Origin of the sequence: Agromyces sp. ISL-38 (assembly GCF_018613935.1) — a bacterium.
In the GTDB taxonomy this organism is placed as follows: Bacteria; Actinomycetota; Actinomycetes; order Actinomycetales; family Microbacteriaceae; genus Agromyces.
Genome location: NZ_JAGGPF010000001.1, coordinates 302,579 through 323,818, shown reverse-complemented (window position 1 = coordinate 323,818; position 21,240 = coordinate 302,579). Strand labels below are relative to the sequence as shown.

Annotated in this window: 19 protein-coding genes; 11 read left to right on the top strand and 8 right to left on the bottom strand. The window is 66.5% G+C overall.

Annotation, left to right across the window (positions count from 1 at the left end; genetic code table 11):
• Nucleotides 1-255: 255 nt before the first annotated feature.
• Complete coding sequence (gene dnaA, locus J7E25_RS01550; RefSeq protein WP_214867274.1) at nucleotides 256-1,677, bottom strand: chromosomal replication initiator protein DnaA; 1,422 nt, start codon at nucleotides 1,675-1,677, stop codon at nucleotides 256-258.
• 413 nt (nucleotides 1,678-2,090) lie between these two features.
• On the opposite strand from dnaA, the gene rpmH reads away from it, so the two are divergent.
• The 8 genes from rpmH (at nucleotide 2,091) to J7E25_RS01510 (ending at nucleotide 7,191) form a co-directional block, all read left to right on the top strand.
• Nucleotides 2,091-2,228, top strand: coding sequence for a 50S ribosomal protein L34 (rpmH, locus tag J7E25_RS01545; RefSeq protein WP_010204566.1), 138 nt, complete (start codon nucleotides 2,091-2,093; stop codon nucleotides 2,226-2,228).
• Nucleotides 2,229-2,235: 7 nt separating this feature from the next.
• Complete coding sequence (gene rnpA, locus J7E25_RS01540) at nucleotides 2,236-2,724, top strand: ribonuclease P protein component (RefSeq protein WP_214867272.1); 489 nt, start codon at nucleotides 2,236-2,238, stop codon at nucleotides 2,722-2,724.
• Between the two features lies 1 nt (nucleotide 2,725).
• Complete coding sequence (gene yidD / locus J7E25_RS01535; RefSeq protein ID WP_214867869.1) at nucleotides 2,726-3,151, top strand: membrane protein insertion efficiency factor YidD; 426 nt, start codon at nucleotides 2,726-2,728, stop codon at nucleotides 3,149-3,151.
• 8 nt (nucleotides 3,152-3,159) lie between these two features.
• Entirely contained in the window at nucleotides 3,160-4,113 is a 954-nt protein-coding gene (gene yidC / locus J7E25_RS01530) for a membrane protein insertase YidC (protein ID WP_214867270.1), read from the top strand.
• A 2-nt stretch (nucleotides 4,114-4,115) separates the two neighbouring features.
• Nucleotides 4,116-4,613, top strand: a complete 498-nt coding sequence (locus J7E25_RS01525; RefSeq protein ID WP_214867268.1) for a R3H domain-containing nucleic acid-binding protein — start codon at nucleotides 4,116-4,118, stop codon at nucleotides 4,611-4,613.
• Nucleotides 4,614-4,629: 16 nt separating this feature from the next.
• The gene (gene rsmG / locus J7E25_RS01520; protein ID WP_214867265.1) at nucleotides 4,630-5,259 is read left to right on the top strand and encodes a 16S rRNA (guanine(527)-N(7))-methyltransferase RsmG; all 630 of its coding nucleotides are present in this window, start codon (nucleotides 4,630-4,632) and stop codon (nucleotides 5,257-5,259) included.
• A 1,129-nt stretch (nucleotides 5,260-6,388) separates the two neighbouring features.
• A complete protein-coding gene (locus J7E25_RS01515) occupies nucleotides 6,389-6,769 on the top strand; it encodes a helix-turn-helix transcriptional regulator (RefSeq protein ID WP_214867807.1) in 381 nt (126 codons plus the stop codon).
• Nucleotides 6,770-6,774: 5 nt separating this feature from the next.
• Nucleotides 6,775-7,191 carry a VOC family protein gene (locus J7E25_RS01510; RefSeq protein ID WP_214867263.1) on the top strand — a complete coding sequence of 139 codons (417 nt, stop codon included), beginning with the start codon at nucleotides 6,775-6,777 and terminating at the stop codon, nucleotides 7,189-7,191.
• A gap of 1,680 nt (nucleotides 7,192-8,871) precedes the next feature.
• Here the strand turns inward: J7E25_RS01510 and J7E25_RS01505 are convergent.
• Nucleotides 8,872-9,288 (bottom strand): hypothetical protein, encoded by a 417-nt coding sequence (locus tag J7E25_RS01505; protein ID WP_214867261.1) that lies wholly within the window; start codon nucleotides 9,286-9,288, stop codon nucleotides 8,872-8,874.
• A gap of 81 nt (nucleotides 9,289-9,369) precedes the next feature.
• Here J7E25_RS01505 and J7E25_RS01500 point away from each other — a divergent pair, with 81 nt between their 5' ends.
• Both J7E25_RS01500 and J7E25_RS01495 read left to right on the top strand, forming a co-directional pair.
• On the top strand, nucleotides 9,370-10,428 hold the full coding sequence (locus J7E25_RS01500; protein ID WP_214867259.1) for an AAA family ATPase: 1,059 nt from the start codon (nucleotides 9,370-9,372) through the stop codon (nucleotides 10,426-10,428).
• Nucleotides 10,428-11,411 (top strand): ParB/RepB/Spo0J family partition protein, encoded by a 984-nt coding sequence (locus tag J7E25_RS01495; RefSeq protein WP_214867257.1) that lies wholly within the window; start codon nucleotides 10,428-10,430, stop codon nucleotides 11,409-11,411. Before J7E25_RS01500 ends, J7E25_RS01495 begins: the two co-directional genes overlap by 1 nt.
• A 93-nt stretch (nucleotides 11,412-11,504) precedes the next feature.
• Here the strand turns inward: J7E25_RS01495 and J7E25_RS01490 are convergent, their stop codons facing one another.
• The 6 genes from J7E25_RS01490 to J7E25_RS01465 all read right to left on the bottom strand — a co-directional run bounded on the left by J7E25_RS01490 (nucleotide 11,505) and on the right by J7E25_RS01465 (nucleotide 19,523).
• The gene (locus J7E25_RS01490; protein ID WP_214867255.1) at nucleotides 11,505-12,467 is read right to left on the bottom strand and encodes a D-alanine--D-alanine ligase; all 963 of its coding nucleotides are present in this window, start codon (nucleotides 12,465-12,467) and stop codon (nucleotides 11,505-11,507) included.
• A gap of 15 nt (nucleotides 12,468-12,482) precedes the next feature.
• Entirely contained in the window at nucleotides 12,483-13,805 is a 1,323-nt protein-coding gene (locus tag J7E25_RS01485) for a PLP-dependent aminotransferase family protein (RefSeq protein ID WP_214867253.1), read from the bottom strand.
• A gap of 97 nt (nucleotides 13,806-13,902) precedes the next feature.
• A complete protein-coding gene (gene trxA / locus J7E25_RS01480) occupies nucleotides 13,903-14,226 on the bottom strand; it encodes a thioredoxin (RefSeq protein ID WP_129520392.1) in 324 nt (107 codons plus the stop codon).
• Nucleotides 14,227-14,263: 37 nt separating this feature from the next.
• On the bottom strand, nucleotides 14,264-15,238 hold the full coding sequence (trxB, locus tag J7E25_RS01475; protein WP_214867251.1) for a thioredoxin-disulfide reductase: 975 nt from the start codon (nucleotides 15,236-15,238) through the stop codon (nucleotides 14,264-14,266).
• A gap of 153 nt (nucleotides 15,239-15,391) precedes the next feature.
• Nucleotides 15,392-17,014 carry a murein biosynthesis integral membrane protein MurJ gene (gene murJ, locus J7E25_RS01470; RefSeq protein ID WP_214867249.1) on the bottom strand — a complete coding sequence of 541 codons (1,623 nt, stop codon included), beginning with the start codon at nucleotides 17,012-17,014 and terminating at the stop codon, nucleotides 15,392-15,394.
• Nucleotides 17,007-19,523 (bottom strand): DUF6049 family protein, encoded by a 2,517-nt coding sequence (locus tag J7E25_RS01465; RefSeq protein ID WP_214867247.1) that lies wholly within the window; start codon nucleotides 19,521-19,523, stop codon nucleotides 17,007-17,009. The genes murJ and J7E25_RS01465 overlap by 8 nt, the downstream gene beginning before the upstream one ends.
• Before the next feature lie 242 nt (nucleotides 19,524-19,765).
• Here J7E25_RS01465 and J7E25_RS01460 point away from each other — a divergent pair, with 242 nt between their 5' ends.
• A complete protein-coding gene (locus tag J7E25_RS01460) occupies nucleotides 19,766-21,202 on the top strand; it encodes a CCA tRNA nucleotidyltransferase (RefSeq protein ID WP_214867246.1) in 1,437 nt (478 codons plus the stop codon).
• Nucleotides 21,203-21,240: the final 38 nt, after the last annotated feature.

Below are 21,240 nucleotides of genomic sequence, written 5' to 3'. Positions count from 1 at the left end.
TGTCATGCGATCCGCAGAACGACGCCGATCGGGCGCCATCCGATCTGTGCACAGTGTGTGGGTTCATCGACGGATGCCGCAGGAGGGCGGCGTGGCTCATGCCGAGTTGTGCACAGGCGAGGCATCCGTCTCAACAGCTCTGGCCAGGTTGCTCGTTAACATTCCACAAGTTCTCCACAGCTGTGGGAATCGCCCCGAACGGCCTCCAGATGGCGCCCGAGGCGCGCTGAAGGAGGTCGTGTGCCGGGCGCGTGACTAGCGGTAGCGGCTGACCTGCTTGATGCGCGCCGTGAGTTCGGTGACCTGGTTGTAGATGGAGCGGCGCTCCTTCATGAGCTCCGAGATCTTCTTGTTCGCATACATGACCGTGGTGTGATCGCGATTGCCGAACAGCTGGCCGATCTTCGGCAGCGACAGGCTCGTGAGTTCACGGCACAGGTACATCGCGATCTGGCGTGCCGTGGCGACGGCCTGCGAACGACTCGAACCGTAGAGGTCGTCGACCGTGAGCTTGAAGTAGTCGGCGGTGGCGGTGATGATGTCGACCGGCGCGACGATGTTGTCGGTGTCGTCGGTGATGAGGTCTTTCAGCACGGTCTGCACGAGCGGCATATCGACGGGCGTGCGGTTGAGGCTCGCGAACGCTGTGACCCTGATGAGGGTGCCCTCGAGTTCGCGGATGTTGCTCGAGACCTTCGAGGCCATGTACTCGAGAATCTCGTCGGGCACCTGGAGTCGCTCGGACTGCGCCTTCTTTCGCAGGATCGCGATGCGCGTCTCGAGGTCGGGCGCCTGGACGTCGGTGATGAGACCCCACTCGAAGCGACTGCGCATGCGGTCCTCGAAGCCGGTGAGGTGCTTCGGCGGAACGTCGCTCGTGATCACGACCTGCTTGTTGTGGTCGTGCAGCGTGTTGAAGGTGTGGAAGAACGCCTCTTGCGTCTCGGCCTTGCCTTGCAGGAACTGGATGTCGTCGATCAGCAGGATGTCGATGTTGCGGTAGCGCTGCTGGAAGAGCGAGCCGCGGTTGTTGGCGATCGAGTTGATGAAGTCGTTCGTGAATTCCTCAGAGCTCACGTATCGCACGCGGATGCCCGGGTAGAGGCTCATCGCGTAGTGGCCGATGGCATGCAGGAGATGGGTCTTGCCGAGTCCGGAGTCGCCGTAGATGAACAACGGGTTGTAGGCCTTGGCCGGCGCCTCGGCGACCGCGACCGCTGCGGCGTGCGCGAAGCGATTGGACTGGCCGATGACGAAGCTCTCGAACGCGTACTTCGGATTGAGCCGTGAGTCGCGCGGTCGGTCGGGACCGGAGTGCTCGAAGACCGACTGGGGTGAAGCAGGCATCTCGACCGGATCGGTCAGGTCGTCGGCGAGCATCGCCTGCGGCTCGGCGGCGCGTGACTCCTCGAGTTCGGGGTTCACGACGACGTAGAACGACGTGACAGCCGACGGTGCCTCGACAACGCTCATCGCGGAGAGGAGGGAGACCCGCATCCGCTGGTTGAGCATGCTCGCGGTGAAGTCGTTCGGCACCTCGAGATAGAAGGTGCCGGCGGCGATGCCCTTCGGCTCGACGAGGTTGAGGAATCCCTGCAACATCGGAGTGATCGCGTCGTCGTTTGACAGTCGATCGAGGATCGTGGCCCAAGTATCTGAAATGGGCTGCTCTGTCATCGTTCCCCGCAATCAATCCGGTGCCATCGTCTGCCGCTCATCGATCCCCCGATCGACGGAGCAAGCGGCGCGAGGCGAAGTATTCACAACGTTATCCACCTCCTGTGGGCAGATATCGGGAGTCGCCCGAGATTCCGCGCACGAAGCTGGGGATAACTGGTCTCAAACGCTATCCAATGACGGCCCCCGCGACAAATGCCCGTCGAGGGATTCGACGACGCGGGCGTGTCGGTCCTCAGCCGATCCTGAGGATCGGACGATAATGTCTCTTTTGAGCTGGGTCCGGTTTGACCGCGGGGCCGCGAGGCCGTAGTTTTAATCAGTTGACCCCTGCCCTTATCGGGCACCCAGTTTTCCCGACGCCGCGCTGTATTCACTGTGCGGCGAGGAGATCCGACAGCCGGAGAAGAAGAATGAGCAAGCGTACGTTCCAGCCGAACAACCGTCGTCGCGCCAAGGTGCACGGCTTCCGTCTTCGCATGCGCACCCGTGCGGGCCGTGCGATCCTCGGTGCTCGCCGTCGTAAGGGCCGCACCGAACTCTCCGCATAGCCACTCGGTGCTCGCCAAAGCCAACCGCATCACGAGCGCCGACGACTATCGAGTCATCGTGCGCCGAGGTGCGAAGGTCGCCGGTGCCCACACTGTGAGCTACGTCCGCTCACGGGAGTCGGGCACCGACGCACGCTTCGGCTTCATCGTTTCGAAGAAGGTCGGCACTGCAGTGCGCCGTAACCTCGTGCGCCGGCGACTCAAGGCCGCCTGCGCCGACGCGGTCGCCAACGGCACCACAGGCCTCGACGTCGTCGTGCGCGCCCTGCCGTCTGCCGCCGACGCCGACTGGCAGACGTTGCAGGCCGATGTGGTGGCAGCCATCGCGGCTCGCGGCATTCGCCCGCGACGTGACGCCGGCGTGCGAGGGGTTCCGACCGACGTCTTGGCTCCAACGGCGGCCGCAGCCGCGGCCGCAGGCGCTGCGCACTCCGCGGGGTCCAACGACAGCGTCTCGGTCGGCGTCGTCGAATCGAAGGGTCGTCATCGTGCGTGACGTGGCGCTCTTCTTGGTGCTGATTCCCCGCAACATCGGGGTTCTCCTCCTCCGGGTCTACCGGGCGGTCATCTCGCCGCTCTACGGCGACGTCTGCCGCTACTACCCTTCATGTTCTGCCTACGGGCTCGGCTCGGTGCAGCAACGAGGACTCCTGATCGGCTCGGTGCTCGCGCTCTGGCGCATCGTCCGCTGCAATCCGTGGTCGTCGGGCGGCATCGACGACGTGCGACCGGCCAGGCACGGTCGCTACCGCATCACGAAGTTCGGGTGGGTCGTTCCCGCCGGCTTCGGCAGTGGCGCGGATGCCGCAGGCGCTGCACTGTACGCGTCGCAGTCGCACTCGAACTTGCACTTGCACTCGCACGACGCGGCGGACTCGCACCCGCTCACGTTCTCCTCCCCCACCGTGTCCCGGAAGGACTGATCCACCCAATGCCTGATTTCCTCAGCCTGGTCCTCTGGCCCATCAAATGGGTCATCGAGCTGATCCTCGTCGCGTTCCACTCGATGTGGGAGTACTTCGGTCTCGACCCCGACGCCGGTCTGACGTGGGTGCTCTCGATCGTGGGGCTCGTGATCGTGGTTCGCGCCGCGCTCATCCCGATCTTCGTCCGCCAGATCAAGAGCCAGCGCCGGATGCTCGAGGTCGCGCCGCAGCTCAAGAAGATCCAGGACAAGTACAAGGGGAAGAAGGACCAGTTCTCTCGCGAGGCGATGTCGCGCGAGACGATGGCGCTCTACAAGCGCACGGGCACCAACCCGCTGTCTTCGTGCCTGCCGTTGCTCCTGCAGATGCCGATCTTCTTCGGTCTGTTCTCGGTGCTGAACGACGCACAGCATGACAAGGCCGGCGTCGGCGTCTTCACGCAGGACCTCGCCAACTCGTTCGCGAACTCCGAGTTCCTCGGGGCGCCGCTGAAGGCGACCTTCATCAACGCTTGGAACGAGGGCGGCCCATGGCAGGTCCTGGTGATCGCGCTCGTCATGATCGTGCTGATGACCGCGTCGCAGTTCATCACGCAGCTCCAGATCGTCTCGAAGAACATGTCGCCCGAGACCAAGGCGAGCCCCATGTTCCGCCAGCAGCGCATCATGTTGTATCTGCTCCCCCTCGTGTTCGCCTTCTCTGGTGTCGCGTTCCCGCTCGGCGTCATGTTCTACTGGCTGGTCTCGAACTTCTGGACCATGGCTCAGCAGTTCACCGTGATCCGGAACATGCCGACTCCCGGCAGCGAGGCCGCGAAGGCACGTGAGGCGCGCCTCGCGAAGAAGGGCAAGCTCGTCGAACCCGAGCCGGGAGTGGTCCAGGTCATCGAAGAACCGAAGAAGGCCCAGCGCCAGCAGCCGATCGGCAAGGCGCGCGCCAAGAAGCAGAGCGGGAAGTAACCATGACTGACGTGCAGCACGAGACCGAAGACCGATCGATCGCCCAACTCGAAGAAGAAGGCGACATCGCAGCCGACTACATCGAGGAGCTCCTCGACATCACCGACCTCGATGGCGACATCGACATCGACGCGCGCAACGGACGCGCCTACCTCTCGGTGAACGCCGGTGAGGGGGCGAACCTGAATCTGCTCTCGAAGCCCGAGACCGTCAGCGCGCTCCAGGAGCTGACGCGTCTCGCGGTGCAGACGAAGACCGGTGTCTTCTCGCGGCTGATCCTCGACATCGGCGGCTCGCGTGACACCCGCAAGGGTGAACTGGCGAGCCTTGTCGCTCGAGCAGTCGAGCGTATCGAGGGCGGAGCCGCTGAGGCGTCGCTTCCTCCGATGTCGTCCTACGAGCGCAAGCTCGTGCACGACCTCGTCGCCGAACGTGGGTTCCACTCCGAGTCGCGTGGCGAGGGCGCAGAGCGTCATACCGTCATCACTCGCGTTGGCTGACGTTTCACGTGAAACGATGATCGACGGACTCGAGACAGAGCCAACGGCAGCGCAGGAAATTTTCGGCGACCACCTCGAGGCGGGCCGCGCTTTCACGGACGCGCTCGCCCGCCACGGGGAGGAGCTCGGACTGATCGGCCCGCTGGAACTCCCCCGGCTCTGGACACGACACATCCTGAACAGCGCACTTGTTGCGCCGTTGCTTCGCCCCGGTCGTGTTGGCGATGTGGGCTCGGGCGCCGGCCTTCCCGGACTGGTGCTCGCGATCATGAGGCCCGATGTGTCCTTCACACTCATCGAGCCGATGGAACGTCGCGTTGCGTGGCTCGAGCGCCAAGCAGCCGAGCTGCAGCTCACGAACGTGACCGTGCTTCGCGCGCGGGCTGAGGAATCGAAGCTCTTCGGAGCGCTCGATCAAGTGACGGCTCGGGCGGTCAGCGCGCTGCGCACACTGATCCCCGTCACCGCTCCCCTCCTTCGTCCGGGCGGCGAACTGGTGCTCATGAAGGGCGCCGGCGTTGACGCGGAGATCACCGCGGCCCAGAAAGTCATCCGCAAGTACCGGCTCCACGATGAAGAGGTGCTGGTACTCGGCGAAGGGCTCGTCTCCGAGGTCACCCGCGTGTTTCGCGCGACAGTCGACTGACCGCCCACGCCCGTTGGTCGAGTAGGCCGCTCTCGTCTTTCGCGCAACCGGAGGAGCGCCCCCGGTAGTCGAGTAGGCCACCCGCCCGCGGCTTGGGCGCGATCGGTGGACCTTCCCTGGTGGCTGAGTAGGCCGCTCGCGGCCGTATCTCGGCCACGTCAGTCGGTGCCGATACCTGTGGTGAGCGCACCTGACGACGTATCCCGGTGGTCGAGCACGCTGCTCGCGACCGTGTCGAGGCCACTTCAGTTCTGGCTACCGCCGTCACCCGCTCTGAGCGCTTCCTTACGACCTATCCCGGCCGTTGAGTACGGCCGCTCGCGGCCATATCAAGGCCACCACAGTCTCACCGACGCGTTTACCCGCCCTGAGCGCCTCTCGCCAACGCCGCCGCGTTGGGCGGGTGGGGCCGCGGCCGTATCGAGAGGCCACCAGTCTCGCTAACGCCGATGCCCGTCTCGAGCGCTACCCGAGGATTATCCCGGTGGTCGAGTAGGCCGATCGCGGCCGCAGAGGTAGTTCAGTGTGGCTAACGTCGATATCCGCCTTGATGGCTACTCGGTGATCGCTGGCGGCCAGCCGAATCGATGGCGCCTGCCCACGCAGTTTGCAGGGGGTCTGCAGTCCGCCCCCATACACCGAGTCACTTGTCAGTACACGCCCGCCGGTAATCTGCCGGCCTTCGTCCTTGGCGGTGTGCACATCATTGCCGTCGGCCGCGCGCTTTGTCGGCGCCGCACCTGGCGGGACGGCACTTTGCATGGCGACGATTCTGCCGATCCCATCGGCTGCTTGCATCGTCTCCCGCGCTGGGGCGTCCCCGATGCGGCCAGTTCAGCGGTGATCTCGTACGGCAGCAATTGGACTGGATGTCTTTGCTGCTGTGACTGATCGGTCAGCTGGACAAGTCACCGCCGCCGCCGGGAGAAGGCCGGCTGCATGCTCCGCATCGTTGCGACACACGAGTCCGCGACGTGTGCGAGAGGCAGCGACCGATTGCGTACTCGGTGCTCCCGCCGCACCCCCAGCCGACCCTCCCCAGGCGCTAGTTCCGGCGTCGCCCGGGTTGTGGGATGCTGGGGGCGTGACGTTGGAGGACCTTGTCCGGCTGCGCCGGGCCCGTGACTTGATGGACCGCGACTACGCGAAGCCGCTCGATGTTCCCGCGCTCGCAAGCGCCGCCCTCATGTCGCCGGGCCATTTCTCACGGAGCTTCCGCGCTGCCTTCGGGGAGACGCCCTACAGCCACCTGATGACGCGTCGGATCGAGCGGGCCAAGGCGTTGCTCCGGCGGGGTGACCTGACGGTGACAGAGGTCTGCTTCACCGTCGGATGCACGTCGCTCGGGTCGTTCAGCTCGCGTTTCAGCGAGTTGGTTGGCGAAAGCCCGAGTTCGTACCGGGCGCGCAGCCACGACGAGGCCGCCGCAATCCCGGCGTGCGTCGCCAAGATCTACACACGTCCGGTCAGGAATGGAGAAGCATCCACTGCTCCACGGCCCGTATCGTGAATCGCATGGATATCAAGCTTTCACAGACGTTCATCGCCGTCGATGACCATGACAAGGCACTCGCCTTCTATCGGGATGTGCTCGGCCTCGAGGTGCGCAACGACGTCTCGTACGAGGGGATGCGCTGGGTGACCGTCGGCTCGCCGTCTCAGCCTGACGTGAACATCGTTCTCGAACCGCCGGTCGCGGACCCGAACGCCTCGCCCGCCGACAAGCAGGCCGCGGCGGAACTCCTGGCGAAGGGCTTGCTGCGCGGCGTCATCTTCAGCACCGATGACTGCGACGCGACCTTCGAGCGCATCAGCGCCGCGGGCGGCGAGGTGCTGCAGGAGCCGGCCGACCAGTTCTACGGTGTCCGCGACTGCGCCTTCCGCGATCCCTCCGGCAACATGCTGCGCTTCAGCCAGCCCCGAGTGCAGTGAGCGCGTCGTCAGTTCCGGTTCTTCGAACACACATATATCTGCCCCTGAACTGAGAGAACCAAGACTGGCGGGCTGGAAGCCAGCCACCGCGGCCTGGCCTCGGTGTCAGGGGAATAGCGAGCTGGTCTGTGTCCCCAACTCGGAGCCCGATGTTTCACGTGAAACGTAGTCGGATGGGTCGCCTTCACCCGACCCGTCATTGCGTGAGTAGACGTTTCACGTGAAACATGAACGGGGACCTGGTCGTCCGGTTTGTGCCCCGTGGGTTCACGTGAAACAGCCCTTCTTCCTTGGTCCCCCACATCGGGACACTGTTGGTTGGGTCCCACGGGCCCGTCGACGGCAACTCGTATGAGGTATTTTCGGTGCCCGATCTCTGTTCAGGCCTTCTGTCCCATCGTGGTCTGTTCGGGCTCGGGGCAGCTGCCTCGCTGCGCAAGCTCGAGGCGAACCCACATTCCACTCTCGGGTTACACCAGCTACCGGCCGCTCCGCCGCATCGTTGACGCCCCAAATCACCCTGCGGCTTCCCGTGGATTCTCATGTCCACGCGTTTCACGTGAAACGGCGGCAGTGGTGGGTGGAACCTCAAGCCTCGTGGGTCTTGGACGAGGCGATTGCGCGCCCCGACTTCGAAATGCTGCCCTCCCCCGCACCATCTGGACGCCTGTGGGACCCCTTTCCCGCCGGTCGAAGAGAGAGAACTGGTCGGCTCGCACAGCAGTCGTCCTCTACAACGCGCGGGTGATGGAAATGTCCCGCCAGTCAGTCGGAACACGCATGTGTGTCGATGGGGCCGGTTAGGCTGGACTCTCGGATCGACCCAGGCGGGAACGAACTGGGAATGATGCAAACGCGCAGCGATTTGGAGTAGTCGGCATGGCAAAGGTCGGGGGACGCGGATGGTTTCATCGCAAGCGCTCCCAGCCGAACCCCGACGAGCACGCTGATGGCACGATCCATGCGAGAACTGGTCATGAGCTTCGCGAGACCGCTTCACCAGACCCTGCCTTCGACGACGATGATCTCCAGCAATGGAGTCCCGAGGTACGCCGCTTCGATGAGGTGGGCCAGCTGGCCGGCCGCGACTCCATGCCGACAGTGGATGCGGGGCCGGTGAATCACGGCGAACCGATCGCACCTCGAGCAGACGGTGATCGACTGGACTCGGCGCGCCCATTCGAAAGCACGTCGGTTGATCAGACTCCGCGGCCGCGGGAACAGGAAGAGAAGCATCGCGCAGCATCAGCCGCCCAGGTGGTTCCCACATGGTCGGCGCCGAGCAGCTCGGATCGCACGCCCGACGGAGTCAGTTCCGACCCCGTCGCATCCGACCAAGGATCCACGCCAGCGAGTCCGGTGCTCACTTCAGGCATCGATTGGGACGCCGCGACTGCCGCTGCCTTGGATGAGGAACCGGTGCACGGGCACCCGACGACCTCTGCAGATGTCCATCCTCAATCGAACGCCGACCGCCTCCTTGAAGACATCATTCGCGAGATCGTCGGCGATGCCGCCGCCGACACGGTCTCGTCACTTGGTGCACCGCGCCCAGAAGCTCGGCAGACCCAGCCGGAATCTGCACCCGCTGCGGGAGCAGGGCCGGAGCACGAAGCCGAGGCACGATCGCTTGCGTTCGGCGGTGACGATTCCTGGCCCGGCCCGCAGTTGACATCTGCTTCAACACCTGCGCTCGCGGAGCCCGGAGCGGGCGAGCGTCCCGGTTCGGTTGATCACCCGGAAGCGGGCGGGCACCCGGAAGCAGGCGGGCAGCCCGAAGTGGGTGGGCACCCCGCATCGGGCGAGTATCCCGGAGTGGGTGAGCGCGCCGAACTGGATGACCATCCAGAAGCGGGCGGGCAAGCCGAACTGCGTGGGCAGGCCGAGGTGGGCGGGTACGCCGAACTGGATGACCATCCAGAAGCGGGAGGGCAAGCCGAACTGCGTGGGCAGGCCGAGGTGGGCGGGTACGCCGAACTGCCTGGGCACGCGAAAGCGGGCGGGCAGGCCGAACTGAGCGGGCAGGCCGAACTGAGCGGGCAAGCCGAACTGAGCGGGCAAGCCGAACTGAGCGGGCAAGCCGAATCGGTGGTTCACGGCCGCAATGAGGAACAGGTCCGCGATGCCTCGGGGATGCCCTATGCAGCTTTCCCTGCAGCCGAGTACGGTTCACGCTCGATGGTCAGCGCCGGCGAGGGTGCTTCGGCGCCCGAAGTAGTGGACATCACAGCTGAAGCGGTCGACGATATACCCCACGAGCCGATTGGCACTGCGGCCCCATCGATCACCCCGATCATTGCCCCGACCGCACCCCATGAACGTGATGTTTCACGTGAAACATCCCTCGACTACGGAGGAACTCCCCTGGCCTACGAACTTGCCGATGAGACGCGACGTCGCATCGCGCTCGATGAGGCGGTACTCCCGCTCCCCCCGGCAACGCGAATCTTCACGATCTCGAATCAGAAGGGCGGTGTCGGGAAGACCACCAGTGCGGTGAACCTCGCTGCGGCGCTCGCCCGATCCGGCGCTCGCGTGCTCGTCGTCGACCTCGACCCGCAGGGAAACGCCTCGACGGCGCTCGGCGTCGACCACCGGTCCGAACGACAGAGTGTCTACGAGGTGCTGGTCTCCGATCTGTCCCTGGGAGAAGTCGTTCAGCCTTCGACTGAGCACGAGCGGCTCGATTGCGTGCCCGCGACGATCCACCTCGCCGGCGCCGAGATCGAACTCGTGTCACTCGTCGCACGCGAACAGCGTCTCCGACGAGCACTCGACGCGCATCTCGCTTCGATGGAGAAGCCGTACGACTACGTCTTCATCGACTGCCCACCATCGCTGGGGCTCCTGACGATCAACGCCTTCGTCGCCGCTCGCGAGGTGCTCATCCCGATCCAGTGCGAGTACTACGCACTCGAGGGACTCTCCCAACTCCTCAGCAACATCGAGCTCATCGAGAAGCACCTCAACCCCGAGCTTCGACTCTCGACAATCCTGCTGACGATGTACGACTCGCGTACCAACCTCGCGCAGCAGGTCGCCCAAGAGGTGCGCGACCACTTCCCCACCCAAACCCTCGAAACGATCATTCCCCGCTCGGTGCGGGTTTCCGAGGCGCCCAGCTATGGGCAGAGCGTGATCAGCTACGACTACGCGTCGAGCGGATCGCTGTCATACCGAGAGGCGGCCGCTGAGATCGCTCGGCGGAGCGTTTCGAACCCCGAGGAGTCACACTGATGGCAGCAACGAAGCGAACCGGACTCGGCCGAGGCATCGGTGCACTTATCCCGGGCGGCGATGACGCGAATCGGCACCCAGCACGCCCAGTCGATGTCTTCTTCCCGGGGGCGGAGACCACGGCGACCGCGATGGCGGCGGTCGAACAGGCCGCGGAAGCCGAGGGGCTGTTGACGGTACCGGGTGCTCGCCTGGCGCGACTCGATCCGAACGATATCCTGCCGAATGCGCAGCAGCCGCGAAACAACTTCGATCCCGATGACCTCGCTGAACTCGTGCACAGCATCCGTGAATTCGGTGTGCTCCAGCCGATCGTCGTGCGACCTCACCCCGACCTTACGGGGAAGTACGAGCTCGTCATGGGTGAGCGTCGCCTACGCGCGACGAAGGAGGCTGGCCTCGATACGATTCCAGCAGTCGTCAAGGACACCGCGAACGAGGCCATGCTTCGCGACGCGCTACTCGAGAACCTGCACCGGTCGCAGCTCAACCCGCTCGAAGAAGCTTCGGCCTACCAGCAACTGCTCGCCGATTTCGGCATCACGCAGGAAGAGCTCGCTACGCGCATCGGACGATCCAGGCCTCAGATCTCGAACACCCTGCGCCTCCTGAAGCTGCCCGAGGCCGTGCAACTGCGCGTCGCCGCCGGAGTGCTGAGCGCCGGGCATGCGAGGGCGATCCTCTCACTCGGCGATCCCAGCGAGATGCAGCGCTTCGCCGACAAGATCGTGAACGAAGAGCTCTCAGTGCGTGCCGCAGAGGCGATCGCGACCAGCGCGCCCAAGCCGTCGCGCACGAAACCTGCCGCCGGGAAGCGGCAGGACTTCCTCGACGACCTGTCGTCGCGCCTCGGAGATCGCCTGAACACTCGCGTCAAGATTGCGATTGGCGCTCGAAAAGGACAGATCAGCATCGATTTCGCAACGGTTCAAGACCTGCGGCGTATTCTCTCGGAGCTCGGCGAGGAACTCGAAGGCGTCTGACAGCCTCACCCCGACGCACCGGGGTCGCTCGACCGAGCGCCCAAGCCGATCTGCGCACAGAGAAGAATGCGGTGCGCGGCCGGCCGGCGGGGATCAGCCCTGTGAACGGGCGATCGCCGTTCGCACGAGTCCGTCGTACACGCTCGCCGAGTCGGTTCCCGAGGCTGCGATCGCGAGCGGTACGAGCGACGTCTCAGTGAGACCCGGCAACACGTTCGCCTCGAGGAACCACGGGCGACCGTCGGCATCCACCATGAAGTCGACGCGCGAGAGGTCGCGGAGCCCCAGCGTGCGATGCGCCAGCACCGCGGCATCCGATACCGCCGACACCGCCGTCTCGTCGAGACGAGACGGCGCATAGAACGTGGTCTCCCCCGCGTTGTAGCGGGCTTGGAAACTGTAGACGCCGGCAATGGGCTCGATCTCGACCACGGGAAGCACTTCAGGGCCGGCGCCGGTGTCGATGACGCCGACGGCGACTTCGGTGCCGAAGATCCGGCGCTCGACGACCGCGACCTCGGCATAGGTGAATGCCTCCACCATGGCGCGGGGCAGGTTGTTCGGATCGTCGACGATCGTCACACCCTGCGCCGACCCACCGGAGGCCGGCTTCACGACGAGGTCGCCCTCAAGGGCTGAGCGCACCACCTTCAGCACGCTCGATGCGCCGAGCTCACGGAACGCCTCATGTGAGAGGACGATCGATTCGGGCACGGCGAGGCCCGCTTCGGCGACCAGGGAACTCGCGACCGGCTTCGACCACGCCCGCCGAGCGGCGGCGCCCGATGATCCGACAGTCGGAACGCCGAGCGCAGCGAGGAGTTCGAGCAGCGACCCGTCTTCACCGCTCGAGCCGTGCAGGGCGGGGAAGACCACGTCGGGACGTTCGTTCGCGAGGAACGGCAGCAGTCCGGCATCCGGGTCACGCAACACCACGCGGTGGCCTGCCGCGGTGAGGGCATCGGCGACGCGTCGCCCGGAACGAAGCGAGACATCGCGCTCATGCGAGATGCCTCCCGCGAGAACGACGACGTGCAGCGCGTTGGAATCGCTCATGATCTGGGGTTTCTCCTACTTGAGGTCGGAAGGCGGAGCAGAGTCGTAGCCATTGCCCTGCGGGAGTTGCAGCGACCCCGTGCCGGCGAAGGTGTCGAGCAGGTCGAGCTCCCCGTTCACAACGGTCGCAAGCCGACGGATGCCGAGCCTGATGGCATCCGGCGTCGGATAACAGAACGAGAGACGCATCGCATGACGACCGCGGCCGTCGGCGAAGAAGGCAGTGCCAGGGGTGTAGGCCACGAGCTCCTTCACGGCGCGTGGCAGCATCTGCTTGGAGTCGAGCACGTCGGGCATCGTGACCCACACGTAGAACCCGCCGTTGGGGTTCGTCCAGCTCAGCTGCGGCAGGTACTCCCCCAGTGCCTCGATCATCGCGTCCTTCCGCTCGCGGTAGACCCCACGGAACGTGTCGATCTGGCCGCGCCAATCGGCAGTAGAGAGGTACTCCGAGACCACGAGTTGGCTGAACGAGCTCGGCGAGAGGATCGCGGACTCCGCAGCGAGGATGAGCTTCTCGCGGATCGCGTGCGGCGCAAGCGCCCATCCCACACGGAAACCGGGCGCGAGCGTCTTCGAGAAGGAGCCGAGGTAGATCACCCGGTCCTCATCGAGCGAGCGCAACGCGTTCGGGGCGGGCTCATCGAAATGCAGGAGCCCGTAGGGGTTGTCCTCGAGGACGAGGATCTCGTTGGAACGGCAGATCTCGAGGATTTCGGGGCGCCGCTCAGCAGAGAGCGTCACACCGGCGGGATTGTGGAAGTTCGGGATCGTGTAGAGGAACTTGATGCGTCGGCCTTGACCACGAAGGTGGGCGATCGTCTGCCGCAACGCCTCGGGAATCAACCCGTTCTCGTCCATCGCCACGTGCACGACGTTGGCTTGGTACGACCGGAACACGCCGAGCGCGCCGACGTAGCTCGGCGATTCCGCGAGGATGACGTCGCCCGGGTCGATGAAGAGTTTCGCCACGAGGTCGAGGGCCTGTTGCGATCCGGTGGCGGTCACGACGTTGTCGACCGTGCCGCGGATCCCCTCAAGGGCCATGACCTCGAGGATGTGCTCTCGAAGCTGGGGAATCCCCTGACCAGAGCCGTATTGCAGGGCGACCGCGCCCTGCTCTCGCATCACTCGCTCCATCGCCGAGGAGATGAGGTCGTGCGGCAGCGCCGACACGAAGGGCATTCCACCGGCGAGCGAGACGACCTCGGGGCGGGAAGCAACGGCGAAGAGGGCTCGGACTTCTGAGGCAGCGAGCCCGGCGGCTCGCTCGGCGTAGTTCGCGTACCAGGGGTCGAGATTGTTGCCGGTCCGCTGGGGGACGCCGTCAGAAGTCACAGCTTTTCCGTTCTGCTCAGGATTTCCATGCTAGTTGGGTGTGGGAATGCGAAAGACCCGCCCGGCGTGAGCCGGACGGGTCTTCGAGACCAACCGACTACGAGATGTAGGCGGCGAGGTCGGCTTCGAGAGCAGGCTTCGGCTTGGCGCCGATGACGGTCTTCACGACCTCGCCTGCCTGGAACACCTTGAACGCGGGGATCGCAGTGATCTGATACTTCATCGCGAGCCCGGGGTTCTCGTCGACGTTGAGCTTCACGATGTCGAGCTTCTCGGAGTGCTCGGTCGCGATCTGGTCGAGGATCGGGCTCACGGCGCGACACGGGCCGCACCACTCGGCCCAGAAGTCCACGAGGACGGCCTTGTCGTTCTTGAGGACCTCCTGCTCGAAGGTGGCCTCGGTCACTGCGCGTGCAGTCATTGCATTCTCCTTTTGGTGGAAGCGGATGTCGCGTCGGTCAGTTGACGACGGCGAATTCGGTCTCGAGCACGGCCTCTGCCGCTGCCGGGTTGCCGAGTGCGGCCAGGTAGTGCTCCGCGTCGAGCGCGGCGGCCGCACCGGATCCGGCGGCCGTGATGGCCTGGCGGTAGTACGGGTCGATGACATCTCCGGCGGCGAAAACGCCCGGCACGGAGGTTCGTGAGCTGCGGCCCTCGACGGCGATCGTGCCCTCAGGCGTCAGGTCGAGCTTCCCGTGCACGAGGTGGGTGCGGGGATCGTTGCCGACGGCGACGAAGAGGCCGTCGAGGTCGAGCCCGCGCTCCTCGCCGGTGACCGTGTCGCGCAGCGTCACGCCGGTGACGGCGGTGGCGCCATGGATCGCCGCGATCTCGGCATTCCAGATGAACTCGATCTTGTCGTTGTCGAACGCACGCTGCTGCATGATCTTGGAGGCCTTGAGGGTGTCGCGGCGGTGGATCACATACACCTTGTCAGCGAATCGCGTGAGGAACGTCGCCTCCTCCATCGCCGAGTCGCCGCCGCCGACCACCGCGATGGTCTTCTGACGGAAGAAGAAGCCGTCGCACGTCGCGCACCACGAAAGGCCGTGCCCCGAGAGCACTTCCTCTTCGGCAAGGCCGAGCTTGCGGTAGGCGGAGCCGGTGGCGTAGATGACGGTCGCGGCTTCGTGCTCATCGCCGTTGCCGAGCTTCACGCGCTTGACCGGGCCGTTGAGCTCCAGCGACACGACGTCGTCGTAGACGACCTCCGTGCCGAAGCGCTCGGCTTGCGCCTGCAGTTTCGCCATCAGGTCTGGGCCCATGATGCCTTCGGGGAAGCCCGGGAAGTTCTCGACCTCTGTCGTGTTCATGAGCTCGCCGCCGACCTCGACCGAGCTCGCGATGAGCAGCGGCTTCAGCTCGGCGCGCGCGGCATAGATCGCGGCAGAGTAACCGGCCGGTCCAGAACCGATGATGATGATGTCGCGCAACGCTGACTCCCTAGTGCTCTCGCCTATCACGTGGCATCCGCTGATCTCCGGAGGCCACGACATGGTGAACACAGTCTAGGTGCCGCCTATTCCGCGTCGCGGAGCGCACGCGGGTGGAGAGCGGTGGGTGCATCGCGAATGACTCGTACCCGCTCAGCGGCGGCGAAGTCGAGCCAGCACCGGCGCGGCGAAGCCCCGGAACTCGGGCGAGCGGAGCAACCAGAGGCCGGCGAAGTACAGCAGGGTCATCACCGTTGCGATGATCGCCATGGAGACGATCGCGCTCAACTTGCTCGAGAGCGCGAATCCTGCGGCCTGAGTGCCCCCGAGCGCCACGAGCAACGACACCCCGGCGAACACGGGAATGACGAGCGCAACCAGGGACCTCGCGAAGGTGATCGCGATGCGGCGGCCATCGAGCGGTCCGAGGCGCCTGCGCAACAGCACGACGGCGACGGTGAGCTGCACTGCGCCGGCGAGCGTCGTGACGAGGGCGATGCCGAACGCGACCCAGGAGCTCGGAAGCGCGATGCAGGCGAGCGCGCCGGCGATGAAGAGGATGACCTGCACGAGCGTGAAGATGAACGGCGTCTTCGTGTCGCCGAGCGAGTAGTACGTGCGCTGGACGATGAAGAGCACGCTGAACCCGATGAGCCCGATGACGTAGGCGATGATGACGTTGCCGAACGACCACACGAGCGGTTCGACCTCGGTGAAGACCCTCGCGAACAGGTAGGCGCAGACGATGAGCACCGCAGCCGCGACGATGATGATGACCCCGACTCCGCGTACGGCGCTCGAGAGGTCGGCTCGCACCTTGTCGATGGCGCCGACCGCTGCGTGCTCGCTCATGCGAGTGAAGTAGGCGGTCGCGATCGACACCGTGATCACCGAGTGCGGCAGCATGAAGATGAGCCACGCGGTCTGCAACGCGTACACCGAGGCCTCATCGGAAACGGATGCCGACACCCCGACCACGGATGTCTCGACGAATCCCGCGACGGTCGTGAGCAACAGCATTCCGAAGGTCCAGCCGGCCACCCCGGCGGTCGACCGGAGTCCGACGCCGCGCCACTGGAAGTCAGGGCGGTAGCGCAGTCCGGCGCGTCGCCAGAACCAGAACAGGATGAGCGCCTGGCTCGCCACGCCCAACGTCGCGCTGCCGGCGAGGAGCACGATCATGCCCACGCTCCACTCGCCCGCCGAGCGGAGACCGTTGGGGTCGGCGCCGACGATGAGCGCGAACGCCGCCAGCCCGGCCAGGCCTACCACGTTGTTGAGTACGGGAACCCACGTGAACGGACCGAACACACGGCGGGCGTTCAGCACCTCGCCGAGGAGCGAGTACATGCCGTAGAAGAAGATCTGCGGAAGACACCAGTACCCGAACGCGACCGCGAGGCTGAACACGCCTGGGCTCATTCGCGAACCGATGAGCAGCGTGAGTACCGGTGTCAGCAGCGTGGCGATCAGGGCGGCACCCGCGAGAATCGTGAACCCGAGCGTGATGATCTTGTTGATGTAGGCGGAGCCGCCGTCGGCATGCGCGGCGGACCGCACGATGAGCGGCACCAGCACGGCACTCAGCACACCGCCGGCCACCACGACGTAGATCGTGTTGGGCAACTGGTTGGCCGCCGCGAATGCGTTGGATCCGGCGCCACTCGCGCCGATGACCGCCGCGAGCAGCGCGGTCTTCACGAACCCGAGAACGCGCGAGACGATCGTGCCTGAGGCGAGGAGGGCGCTCGCGCGGCCGATGCGGTCGTCAGTCATCGCGCGGCTCCGAAGCCGGCGAGCCGGTGGTCACGTCAGATGTCGACGCAGAGGTGTCGGAGTCGGATGCCGCTGGCGGCATGGGAGCGTCGGCAGGGCCGTCGGCAGCGGCATCCGATTCGGCCATCTCGGCACGCTGCCGCCGGCGACGGGTGATGTTGCGCCAGATGCCGACGCCGAAGACCAGTACGACGACGATGCCGAGCACGGCTGCGCCGAGTCCCTCCCAATCGGCCTGGACGTTCGCGGGGATGACCACGGGGCTGCCGATCGGAACCCCCGTCGGCGAGCTGAGGGTGACGGAGAGCGAGACCTCGCCGCTGCCGACGCCCGCTGCGACGGGCACGCGCACGGTGCTGCGGGACTCCGCCTCGATGGTCGCCTCGACCCGTTCGCCGACGATCAGCCGCCCGTTCGAAGGATCGACGTCGACGACGATGGTGACGGGGTAGGGCAGCGCGTTCAGCACGGTCGTGGGCACGCCCGTCTCGCTCGAGACGACGTTGATCGGGCTGCTCGGCACGACCGAGACGGCTCCGAGGGTGTCGCTCTGTGCGAGCAACCAGTCGCCGACGGCACTGTGCCACGCCTCCTCGTCGTCGATCCAGGAGACGTCGAGCAGCGCGAGGAGGTTGCGGCGCGTCGGGCCGCTGAGCAAGCGCTCGTCGGCGAGTACCGTTGCGAACGCGGTGATCTCCGCTTCGGTGCGCACTACTCGATCGACGTTCGAGCGGCGGACGTCGGACTCGGGCAGGCTCGTGAGTGCTCGGTCGGTCGGCGAGGCGCCGATCGCAGCGGAGAGGCCCACAGGCTGCGACCAGCCGACCGTGGCGAGCTCGTCGATCGTTGCCGACACGCGGCTGGCCTGAACGCCGGCACCGCGATCGAACGTGGCGAGCACCGTGGTCGGCTGGGTGCGCTCGCCAGCGCCCAGGGCGAGCTCGGCGATGAGCCGGCCGGTCGCCGAGCGCCATTCGATGTCGGTCACCGCGACGGATGCGGCGCGCAACGGCGCGGTCAGTCGCTCGTGGGCGACCACCGCGCTCGAGCCGTTGATCGTCGACGCCGCGTTCGCCCCTTCTGCGGCCGGCTCCACGTTGCCCGGCGCGAGGATCGTCGTCGTGAGCCCGGCGGCATCGAGGAACTCGAGATCACCGGCGGCGACGGTGTCGTCGGCAGGCCACGCGATGTCGGAACGCGTGTACGGCCAGTCGAGGAGGGCCTCGGTGGTCGGAACCTCGCCGGGGGCGGGCGAGGGTTCGGCCGTGGCATCCGTGTCATCGTCGCCCTCGGTGGCGCCGGCATCGTCGCCCTCGCCTTGAACCTCACCTTCATCGGCGTCCTGGTCGCCGTCGCCACCCGTGAAGTTCGCGGGGTCCATCGCGTCGGAGAACGAGGTGGGCGAGAGGATGCCCGCGAGTCCGAGTTGAGCCTGAACGGCAAGGTCGGCGTCGGCATACGCGAGGGGGAATACTTCGTTGGTCACGCCGCGGAGCCGGTCGAGCCAAGCGGTGGCGGTGGCGGGGGCGGTCGTGCCGAGGGCACGGATCGACGCGATGATGCGGGGATCGATCGCGATCGCCACCGAGCGATTGGCCACGGCGTCGAGCTGGCGGGTCAGCAGCCCGAGGGGGCTCGTCCAGGTCTCGAGCTGTTCGGCGTCGAGCAGGCCTGTGGTGCCGGCGGGCACCGTGAGGGGATACGCGAGGGCGAGTGACAGCGGGGCACCCGCCGGTGCGTTCGCGTTCGCGAAGACGTCGGCGCCAGAGGCGACGACGACGCCGTCGACGAGGAGCTCGGCGCCGAGCCCGATGATCGGCGCCTCGGTGACGCCGTCGAGCGCCGCCGGCGGAAGCGTGAAGGAGACGGACGTGACGGATCCGGCCGAGAGCGAGCGGGCCTCGGCCTCGCCGAGCACCACCTCTGCCGAGCCGGATGAGTCGGATGCGCCCGACTCGTTGGCAGCCGTTGCTGCGACCCACGCGTCGATCTCGGGAACCTCGTCGATCGCATGGGCCGACCGCGTGAGCCGCACGGTGGCAGCGGCAATGGACTGCGCCGTCGTGTTCTCGATCTCGACCGAGACCGCGAGGGGGGCTCCGGGCGTGAGTGTCGTGGCGATCATCGGGGCGACGCGCATCGCGATGCCGCCGTCGTCGGTGGATGCGGCTTCGGTGGACGCGGCTTGGCCCGCGCGCTGCGGTGCACGCACCGTGCCGTCGCTCGATGACGCTGTGCCGATGAGTGAGACGCCGGCGTCGTGCACGGAGACGAACGGGAACTCGGCTTCGAGGCTCGCCCCCGCGTTCGCGGCGAGGGGCGCCGCGGCAACGGCGACAGCGGCCGCTGCGGCGAGCCCGATGAGGGCGACTCGCCGGCGGCGCGAGCGAGGCGAGCTGTTGGTCGAGAGGCGGGCCGACGTGGGGCTCGAGATGCCAGACGCCGCGGCATCCGTGGCCCGCTGCGGTCGGCGGTGGTGTCGACGCGCAGGGTTCGACTCGGCCACCATGCAGGCGATTCTATTGCGTGCCACTGGGGCGCCCGCTCGACGTCCACAGGCCATCCACAGGCTGGCGTCGCGGGCGCCACCGAGGCGGAAGCAGCAGCTCGCCGACCTCCCACACCCACGCCGGAGCCGGCCCGAAGCGGCCCAGGGGCCCGCCCGGAACCGGCCCAGAGCCCACCCGGAGCCCGCCGCCCACTACGTCACCGTCACGAGGCGGGCCGCGCGTGCCGCTTAACATAGGGAGCATGCAGACTGTCGCTGCGGCACTCGATCGGCTCGGCGAGCTGGCTGCTTCGCCGACCGTCGCCCGACTCGCCGCGGCGTTCGAAGCCGGTGGTCACGAGCTCGCCCTCGTCGGCGGCCCGGTGCGCGACGCATTCCTCGGCCGGGCGGTGAGCGACCTCGACTTCACGACCGACGCGACGCCCGACGAGATCCTCGCGATCGTGAAGCCCATCGCCGAAGCCCATTGGGACATCGGGCGAGCGTTCGGCACGATCGGCGCGAAGATCGCCGGCGAGACCGTCGAGATCACCACCTACCGTGCCGATTCATACGACGGTGCCTCCCGCAAGCCCGAGGTCGTCTTCGGCTCGAGCCTCGAGGGCGATCTCACCCGCCGCGACTTCACCGTCAACGCGCTCGCCCTGCGATTGCCGCAACTGACCCTCGTCGATCCCTCGGGTGGCGTCGAAGACCTCGTCGCCGGAGTCCTTCGCACGCCTGCGACCCCCGAGCAGTCGTTCGGCGACGATCCGCTGCGGATGCTGCGAGCCGCCCGGTTCTCGTCGCAACTCGGGTTCACGCTCGACGACGACACCCGCGCGGCGATGTCGGCCCTCGCCGGTGCGATCGAACGCATCTCGGCCGAGCGAGTGCGCGATGAGCTGTCGAAGCTGCTCCTCACAGGATCGCCCCGCGGCGGCATCCGTCTGCTGGTGGAATCGGGCCTCGCCGAGCGGGTGCTGCCCGAACTGCCGGCGCTCAGCCTCGAGATCGACGAGCACCACCATCACAAAGACGTCTACGAGCACAGCCTCACGGTGCTCGACCAGGCGATCGACTACGAGGTCTCGCGCGGCAACCTCGACTCCCCCGACCTCATCGTGCGCCTCGCGGCGCTGATGCACGACATCGGCAAGCCGGCCACCCGGCGGCTCGAGCCGGGCGGCGTGGTCTCGTTCCACCACCACGACGTCGTCGGCGCGAAGCTCGCACGCAAGCGCCTGCGCGACCTGCGCTTCGACAACGACACGATCGCCGCCGTCTCACGGCTCATCGAGCTGCACCTGCGGTTCTTCGGGTACGCGGATGCCGCGTGGAGCGACTCTGCCGTGCGCCGCTACGTTCGCGACGCCGGCGAGCAGCTCGAACGCCTGCACATCCTGACTCGGGCCGACGTCACGACCCGCAACCGGCGCAAGGCCGATCGGCTCGGATTCGCGTACGACGACCTCGAGGCGCGCATCGGCGTGCTCGCCGAAGAGGAGGAGCTCGCCGCGGTGCGCCCCGAGCTCGACGGCGAGCAGATCATGGCGCTGCTCGACGTGCCGCCCGGCCCCGTCGTGGGCGAGGCCTACCGCTTCCTGCTCGAGGTGAGGCTCGACGAGGGCCCGATCGGTGCGGATGCCGCAGCCGAGCGCCTGCGTGAGTGGTGGGCGACTCGGGGCGCACGCCCCTAGCGGCTTCGCGGGATCACTTCCCCGCAACGATGCGCGAT

Excerpts from the sequence above, each read along its gene's own strand:
- rpmH (WP_010204566.1), top strand. The coding sequence starts at position 2,091 with ATGAGCAAGCGTACGTTCCAGCCGAACAACCGTCGTCGCGCCAAGGTG.
- rsmG (WP_214867265.1), top strand. The coding sequence starts at position 4,630 with ATGATCGACGGACTCGAGACAGAGCCAACGGCAGCGCAGGAAATTTTC.
- J7E25_RS01490 (WP_214867255.1), bottom strand. The coding sequence starts at position 12,467 with ATGAGCGATTCCAACGCGCTGCACGTCGTCGTTCTCGCGGGAGGCATC.
- J7E25_RS01460 (WP_214867246.1), top strand. The coding sequence starts at position 19,766 with ATGCAGACTGTCGCTGCGGCACTCGATCGGCTCGGCGAGCTGGCTGCT.
- J7E25_RS01525 (WP_214867268.1), top strand. The coding sequence starts at position 4,116 with ATGACTGACGTGCAGCACGAGACCGAAGACCGATCGATCGCCCAACTC.
- yidC (WP_214867270.1), top strand. The coding sequence starts at position 3,160 with ATGCCTGATTTCCTCAGCCTGGTCCTCTGGCCCATCAAATGGGTCATC.
- J7E25_RS01495 (WP_214867257.1), top strand. The coding sequence starts at position 10,428 with ATGGCAGCAACGAAGCGAACCGGACTCGGCCGAGGCATCGGTGCACTT.
- trxA (WP_129520392.1), bottom strand. The coding sequence starts at position 14,226 with ATGACTGCACGCGCAGTGACCGAGGCCACCTTCGAGCAGGAGGTCCTC.
- J7E25_RS01515 (WP_214867807.1), top strand. The coding sequence starts at position 6,389 with ATGGACCGCGACTACGCGAAGCCGCTCGATGTTCCCGCGCTCGCAAGC.
- J7E25_RS01510 (WP_214867263.1), top strand. The coding sequence starts at position 6,775 with ATGGATATCAAGCTTTCACAGACGTTCATCGCCGTCGATGACCATGAC.
- J7E25_RS01500 (WP_214867259.1), top strand. The coding sequence starts at position 9,370 with ATGGTCAGCGCCGGCGAGGGTGCTTCGGCGCCCGAAGTAGTGGACATC.
- murJ (WP_214867249.1), bottom strand. The coding sequence starts at position 17,014 with ATGACTGACGACCGCATCGGCCGCGCGAGCGCCCTCCTCGCCTCAGGC.
- dnaA (WP_214867274.1), bottom strand. The coding sequence starts at position 1,677 with ATGACAGAGCAGCCCATTTCAGATACTTGGGCCACGATCCTCGATCGA.
- J7E25_RS01465 (WP_214867247.1), bottom strand. The coding sequence starts at position 19,523 with ATGGTGGCCGAGTCGAACCCTGCGCGTCGACACCACCGCCGACCGCAG.